General features: G+C 72.6%; 7 protein-coding genes. 4 read left to right on the top strand and 3 right to left on the bottom strand.

What is annotated here, in order from left to right; genetic code table 11:
* The first annotated feature begins 173 nt into the window (after positions 1 to 173).
* Complete coding sequence (lhgD, locus tag H5J29_RS15625) at positions 174 to 1,397, top strand: L-2-hydroxyglutarate dehydrogenase (protein ID WP_312858251.1); 1,224 nt, start codon at positions 174 to 176, stop codon at positions 1,395 to 1,397.
* Entirely contained in the window at positions 1,394 to 2,320 is a 927-nt protein-coding gene (gene era / locus H5J29_RS15630; RefSeq protein ID WP_181781693.1) for a GTPase Era, read from the top strand. The genes lhgD and era overlap by 4 nt, the downstream gene beginning before the upstream one ends.
* A 45-nt stretch (positions 2,321 to 2,365) precedes the next feature.
* Here era and H5J29_RS15635 read toward each other — a convergent pair whose 3' ends face one another.
* The 3 genes from H5J29_RS15635 to H5J29_RS15645 all read right to left on the bottom strand — a co-directional run bounded on the left by H5J29_RS15635 (position 2,366) and on the right by H5J29_RS15645 (position 5,446).
* Positions 2,366 to 3,448 carry an AI-2E family transporter gene (locus tag H5J29_RS15635; RefSeq protein WP_446686480.1) on the bottom strand — a complete coding sequence of 361 codons (1,083 nt, stop codon included), beginning with the start codon at positions 3,446 to 3,448 and terminating at the stop codon, positions 2,366 to 2,368.
* Positions 3,449 to 3,605: 157 nt separating this feature from the next.
* Positions 3,606 to 4,175: an HdeD family acid-resistance protein gene (locus H5J29_RS15640; protein ID WP_181781694.1), complete on the bottom strand. Its 570-nt coding sequence runs from the start codon at positions 4,173 to 4,175 to the stop codon at positions 3,606 to 3,608.
* A gap of 14 nt (positions 4,176 to 4,189) precedes the next feature.
* On the bottom strand, positions 4,190 to 5,446 hold the full coding sequence (locus H5J29_RS15645) for a patatin-like phospholipase family protein (RefSeq protein ID WP_181781695.1): 1,257 nt from the start codon (positions 5,444 to 5,446) through the stop codon (positions 4,190 to 4,192).
* A 110-nt stretch (positions 5,447 to 5,556) separates the two neighbouring features.
* Between H5J29_RS15645 and H5J29_RS15650 the strand changes: the two genes are divergently transcribed.
* Both H5J29_RS15650 and recO read left to right on the top strand, forming a co-directional pair.
* Positions 5,557 to 6,387 (top strand): class II glutamine amidotransferase, encoded by an 831-nt coding sequence (locus H5J29_RS15650; RefSeq protein ID WP_181781696.1) that lies wholly within the window; start codon positions 5,557 to 5,559, stop codon positions 6,385 to 6,387.
* 55 nt (positions 6,388 to 6,442) lie between these two features.
* A partial coding sequence (recO, locus tag H5J29_RS15655) for a DNA repair protein RecO (RefSeq protein WP_181781697.1) occupies positions 6,443 to 7,076 on the top strand: 634 nt, incomplete at its 3' end.

Here is a 7,076-nt window from a genome sequence, read left to right on the forward strand (position 1 = left end):
CGAGCCCGACGACGCGTCGGTCGCCGCCGTCCGCGACCTCACGGCGACCGCCTCGGTGATCGTCGCGAACACCAGCGGCGAGGTCGTCGCCGTCCTGGAGCCCGCGTGACCCCCCGCGTGGTGACCCACGGCGCCCGTCCACCCCGCTCGGCCCCTGACCACGTGGTGGCGGCGTGAGCACCACCCCGAGGTTCGACGTCGTGGTGGTCGGCGGGGGCATCGTCGGCCTCGCCACCGCGCACGCCCTGGTCCGCAGTGGACGGTCGGTGGCCGTGGTCGAGCGCGAGCCCCGGCTCTCGGACCACCAGACGGGCAACAACTCCAACGTGATCCACTCCGGGCTCTACTACGCCCCCGGCGGGTACAAGGCGCGGCTCGCGGTGGCGGGGTGCGCCGAGACCGTCGCGTTCTGCCGCGAGCACGACCTGCCGCACAAGGTCTCCGGCAAGCTCGTCGTGGCCACCGAGCCCGAGGAGCTGCCCCGGCTCGCGGAGCTGGAACGACGGGGGCGGGCCAACGGCGTCGAGACCCGGCGGCTGGACGCGCAGGGCATGAGGGAGCGCGAGCCGCACGTCCGCGGGCTCGAGGCGCTCTGGGTCCCGTCGACCGGGATCTGCGACTACCGCGCCGTGGCCGAGAGGCTCGGCGAGCTCGTGGCCAAGGAGGGCGGCGAGATCCACCTCGGCCGCACGGTGACCGGGCTGGCGCCCCGCACCGACGACGTGGTCGTGCGGACCGACTCCGGCGACCTGCTCGGCGCCCAGGCGGTCGTCTGCGGCGGGCTGCGGTCCGACGAGCTCGCGAAGGCCGCGGGCGCCGACCCCGGCGTGCGGATCATCCCCTTCCGCGGCGAGTACTCGGGCCTGACCGAGGACGCGGCGGAGCTGGTCAAGGGCCTGATCTACCCGGTCCCGGACCCGGCCTTCCCGTTCCTCGGGGTCCACGCGACCCGCGGGATCGACGGGCACGTGCACGCAGGCCCGAACGCCGTCCTCGCCCTGGCCCGCGAGGGCTACTCGTGGGGCGCGGTGAAGCCGAAGGAGCTGCTCGGCACGCTCGCCTACCCGGGCACCGTGAAGGTCGCGCAGCGGCACTGGCGCTACGGGCTCGGCGAGGTGTACCGCTCGTTCTCGAAGAAGGCCATGGTCGCCCAGATCCAGCGGATGCTGCCCGAGGTCCGGGCCGAGCACCTGGTGCCCGCGGGCGCCGGGGTGCGGGCCCAGGCCGTGAAGGCGGACGGCACACTGGTGGACGACTTCCTGTTCGTCGAGCAGGGGCGCGGTGCGGGGTCGATCCTGCACGTGCTGAACGCCCCCTCACCCGCTGCGACGGCCGCACTGCCGATCGGCCGCGAGATCCTGCAGAAGCTCACCGGCGAGACCCTGGGACCGCTATGACCTCGTTCGGATCATGGCCGGAGGACTTCCGGTCCGGCTTCGCCTGCTTCGTCGGACGGCCCAACGCGGGCAAGTCCACGCTGACCAACGCCCTCATCGGGGCGAAGATCGCGATCACCTCGTCGCGCCCGCAGACCACCCGGCACGCGATCCGGGGGATCGTGCACCGGCCGGACGCGCAGCTCGTCGTGGTGGACACCCCCGGCCTGCACAAACCGCGCACGCTGCTGGGCTCGCGGCTGAACGACGTCGTCCGGGAGACCTGGGCCGAGGTCGACGTGATCGGCTTCTGCGTGCCCGCCGACCAGCCGGTCGGCCGCGGCGACGAGTTCATCATCAACGAGCTGAAGTCCGTCGCGGGCCGCACGCCCGTCGTCGGCGTCGTCACCAAGACGGACAAGGCGAACCCCGAGCAGGTCGCCGAGCGGCTCACCCAGATGACCGGGCTGATGGAGTTCGCCGAGGTCGTGCCGTGCTCGGCGAAGAGCGGCTTCCAGGTGCAGCTCCTCTCGGACCTGCTGGTCGGCAGGCTCCCCGAGGGCCCGCCGCTCTACCCGGACGGCGAGCTCACGGACGAGCCCGAGGAGACCCTCGTCGCCGAGCTGATCCGCGAGGCCGCGCTCGAGGGCGTCCGGGACGAGCTGCCGCACTCCATCGCCGTCACGATCGACGAGATGATCCCGCGGGAGGACCGGCCCGCCGACAACCCGATGCTCGACGTCCACGCCACGATCTTCGTGGAGCGGTCCAGCCAGAAGGGCATCGTGATCGGCCACAAGGGCGAGCGGCTCCGCGCGGTCGGCACCGCGGCGCGCGCGCAGATCGAGGCGCTGCTCGGCACCAAGATCTACCTGGACCTGCACGTCACCGTGGCGAAGGACTGGCAGCGGGACCCCCGTCAGCTGCGGAAGCTGGGTTTCTGAGGGGCGGACGGCGTGAGCCGGGCACCGATCAGGAACACCACGAAGTCACCGTCGATCTCGGCCTGCCGCCGGCCGGGCTTGATCTCCGCCATCGACACCGCCTCCTGACGACTCCTCTGGGAGCGCCTCGTCCGGGTCCGCGCGATACACCGGCGGTGTCGTCCCCAGCAGCGCGTTCGCCCACCGGGCCTTGGGGTCGACGTCGACGAGGAGCACCTTCACCAGCAGCGTCAGCGGGGTGGCGAGCACGGCCCCGACCGGCCCGAGCAGCCACCCCCAGAACACCAGGGCGATGAGCACGACGGTGACCGAGAGCCCGACCGCGTCGCCCACGAACTTGGGTTGGATCACCGACGTCAGGACGAAGTTGACGACGAGGTAGATCACCACCACCCACACCATCAGCGGCCAGCCGCCGACCAGCAGCGCGAGGATCATCGGCGGCACGAGCCCGATCCAGAACCCGACGTAGGGGATGTAGTTGGTGATGAACGCCAGCAGCCCCCACAGGACCGCCAGCGGGACGCCGAGGATCGTGAGGAACACGGCGTCGACCGCGCCGGTGATCAGCCCGAACACCGTGTTCACGGCGATGTAGCGGCGGGTGCCGGTGGCGAAGCGGGACAGCGCGGCGGCCGCGTCCGCGTGGTCCTCGGCGAGCAGGGTCTGCCTGCGGTCGACGCCCGCGGCCTCGACCGACAGGAACAGCAGCAGCGAGAGCAGGAAGACGAGGTTGCCGAGGAGGCCGGTTAGGCCCAGCAGCAGGCCGCTGACCAGCCCGACGAGCCGGCCGGGGCTCAGCGATGCGGCGATCTCCCGGAGCTGGTCCGCGCCGATCCCGAGCGCGGCGAGCCGCGCCGTCGCGCCGCTGATCAACGCGCTGCCCTCGGCCGCGTATCCCGGGAGCACGGTCGCGAGCCGCGCGATCGACACCACGATCACGCCGGCCAGCACGATCAGGACGCCGTAGACGCAGAGCAGCAGGACGACCGACGCGGCCCAGCCCGGCAGCCCCCACCGGACCATGCGGCCGTGCACCGGGTGCACGGTGATCACGATGACCAGGGCCAGGAACAGGGGTCCGACCAGCCAGGACACCGCGGAGACCCCCGCGGCGACGATGACCACCGACGCCGCCGCCAGCAGGACGACGAGGGCGCGGGGGAGGGTCGCTGGGCGGCAGCGGGTGTCGGGGTGCTCGGCCCGGTGGGTTCGGTCGCTCCGGTGGGCTCGGGGGGCTCGGTGGGCTCGCTCGGCGGGACGGGGTCGGCGGGCTCGGCCGTCATCAAGCGGCTTTCGCGAGCTTCCGGATCCGGAAGGCGAGCACGGCGAGCACGATCCCGCCCGCGACCGCGAACACCCCGACCAGCCAGAGCAGGGTGAGGATCCCGGTGGCGGGCCAGACGAGCAGCAGGATGCCGAACAGGACGTCGAGCACGCCCTTGGCGATGGTCCAGCCCCAGCGGTCGTCCGTCCGTCGGCTGCGGATCCCCTCGGCGATCGCCGCGACGCCCAGCACGATCGCCCAGAACGCGATCACGAACAGCAGGCTCAGGGCGGTGGCGCCCGGGTAGACCAGCGCGATCAGGCCCGCGAGCACCGAGATCACACCCTGGGCGACGATCCAGCCCCAGCTCTTCTCGCTCTTGCGGGTCCGGATCCCCATCACGACGGCCGTGAGGCCGTCCATGATCGCGTAGATCCCGAACACGAGGATGAGCGCGCCGAGGGCGATGCCGGGTGAGACGAGAGCCACGATCCCGAAGATCACCAGCAGCACACCGCGCAGCAGCGCCAACCACCAGACGGTCTTCGCGGTCGCCTGCAGGTCAGGGTCGACAGAGGCTTCGGTCATGGGGTCCCCCAGGGCTAGAGGGCGGGTCCGAGCCGGAGCCCGGACACCCGTCCGTCGGTGAAGTCGGCCTCGGCGCGACCGAAACCGTCCGGCAGCCGCAGCGTCCACGTGGCGCGGTCCGCGGCGATCTGCTTGCGGGTGGGGTCGATCTCCGTCCCACCTGCGAGAACCGTACTCAGATGAGCGCGCAACGGAACACCCGATCGGGGGTGGAAGGGCGCGGTCGCGTGGAGCACGGCGTCCTCTGTGGTCGCCTCCCGCAGGGCGTCGGGGTCCTTCGCGACGACCGCGCGTTCGAAGGCCAGCGCTCCGCGGAACCGGTCGGCCTGCCCGCGGCCCTGCCGCTGCAGGCCGTCGAGGAACCGGACGTCCCGGTTGAGCTTCGACGCCGACCCGAGGAACCGGCTGCTCAGCCGGGCGGGCATCTCGATCACCCGCACCGTGACGTGCTTGTACCCCCGGTCGTCTCGCAGGTCGCCCTTCGCGAGCATCCGGTCGACGGCCTCGATGAACCCCAGCTCCTGGTGCAGAGACAGGTTGCCCGCGAGGCCGTTGCGCCGGTCGCCGATCTCGGTCTGCGTGCGCGGCTCGCGGGAGATCGCCGGGGCGTTGATCTGGACGACCCACAGCTCGTCCGGGTCGGTGGCCAGCAGGTCGTGGACCGGCGGGTTCTGCGAGAACAGCCCGTCCCAGTAGGTCCCGCCGTGTGTGCGGACCGCCCGGAACAGGGTCGGGATGGCCGCAGAGGCGAGCACGGTGTCCGCGGTGATCCGGTCCTTGCGGCTGTCGAACGCACGGAACTCGCCGGTCAGCACGTCGACGGCGCCGAGCAGCAGCATCGGCAGCTCGGCCGCGTGGTCGACGGTGATCGCGTCGAAGTCCACGTGCCTGCTCAGCAGCGCGCGGAACTGGTCGACCCCGCTGAGCGGCTTCGGGATCGCGTACGGGGTGGTGGTGGGCAGCAGGCCGAGGCCCTGCATCGCGCCCGCGGCGACCATGCCGACGTTCTGCAGACGCGTGAACGGGTTGCGGGCGGAGTTGTCCCGCCAGAAGTCCTCCAGCAGCGTCGCCGCGCGTTCCCGGTTGCCCGCGGCGAGCCCCACCCAGGCGAGCAGCGCGCAGATCGCGCCCCCGGACGTCCCGGACAGCCCGACGACCTGCTGGTCCCGCAGCTCCGGCGCGCGGAGCAGGCGGGCCAGCACGCCCGCGGTGAACGCGGTGTGGCTGCCCCCGCCCTGGCAGGCGATCGCGACTCGCCGGGGTGTGCTCACAGTCGCTGGACGCTAGCCGTCCACAGTTGATCGACGGCAGGGCCGAACGGCCCAGGTCGGATCCACCGGAGGCGGTGTCACCGGGTCGCGGACGGGGCGATGCTGGGCCCATGTGTCGCTGGCTGGGGTACCACGGGAGCCCGATCGAGCCGAGGGAGCTGGTGCACGACACCACGCACTCGCTGATCGAGCAGAGCAGGCGGGCGGCGCCGGACATGGCCACCGCGAACGGCGACGGCGTGGGGCTGGGCTGGTACGGGCTGCGCCCCGAACCGGCCCTGTTCCGCAGCGAGTCCCCGGCCTGGGGGGACGCGAACCTCCGCGAGGTCGCGGGCGAGGTCCGGTCGGGGCTGTTCCTGGCGCACGTGCGGGCCGCGACCGGCACCCCCGTGCAGCAGACGAACTGCCATCCCTTCCGGTACCGCAACTGGCTCTTCGTACACAACGGCTACATCGCGGACTTCGACCGGATCCGGCGCGACCTGCTGCTCGCGGTCTCGCCGGAGCTGTTCGGCGCGATCGGGGGCAGCACGGACTCGGAGCTGATGTTCTTCCTGGCCCTGACCTTCGGCATGGAGACCGACCCGATCGGCGGGCTCGAGCGGATGGCGGGGTTCGTCGAGGCCGTCGGGCACGCGGCGGGGATCGCGGAGCCGCTGCAGATGACGGTCGGGGTGACCGACGGCGAGCGGCTGCACGCCGCGCGGTACGCCAGCGGACCCGTGGTGAACACCCTCTACGTCAGCGAGGAGGTCGAGTCGCTGCGTTCGCTCTATCCCGACGACGAGCGGTGGCAGCACTTCGCGGAGGACTCCCGCGCCGTCGTCTCCGAGCCGCTGACCGACCTCCCCGGGCTCTGGCACGAGGTGCCCGCCGGGACCGCGTTGACCGTGCAGAAGGGGCCGGACGTGGAGCGCCCGTTCCGCCCTGCCCCGCCGTGACCCACCGGCGAGTGTCGCGGACGCGGCGGGCTCCCGCGGGTCGTAGGCTTCACCGGTGAGCACCCTGTACCGCGACACCGGCGTGGTGCTGCGCGTGCAGAAGCTCGGCGAGGCGGACCGGATCGTCACGCTGCTGACCCGGCGCTGCGGCAAGATCCGCGCGGTCGCGAAGGGCGTGCGGCGCACCCGTTCGCGGTGGGGCGCCCGGCTGGAGCCGTTCAACCACGTCGACGTCCAGTGCTACGCGGGCCGCAGCCTGGACGTCATCACCCAGTGCCAGACGATCGACGCCTTCGGTTCGGGCGTCGTCTCCGACTACTCCCGGTACACGGCGGGCTGCGCGATCCTGGAGACGGCGGACCGGCTGGTCTCCGAGGAGGGCGGCGGCGACTCGCTGCGCGTCTACCTGCTGCTCGTGGGCGCGATCCGGGCCCTCGCGGGCCGCGAACGGGACTCCTCCCTGATCCTCGACGCCTTTCTGCTGCGGGCCATGAGCCACGCGGGCTGGGCCCCCTCGATCACGGAGTGCGCCAAGTGCGCCACGCCCGGCCCGCACCGCGCGTTCAGCGTCGCCGGGGGCGGCGCGGTGTGCGACGTCTGCCGCCCACCCGGCTCGGTCCTGCCCGGCCCGGAGGTCTTCCGGCTCCTCGACGCGCTCCTGCACGGCGACTGGCCGGTCGCCGACGCCG

This window comes from Pseudonocardia pini, assembly GCF_013870575.1.
Lineage (GTDB): Bacteria > Actinomycetota > Actinomycetes > Mycobacteriales > Pseudonocardiaceae > Pseudonocardia > Pseudonocardia pini.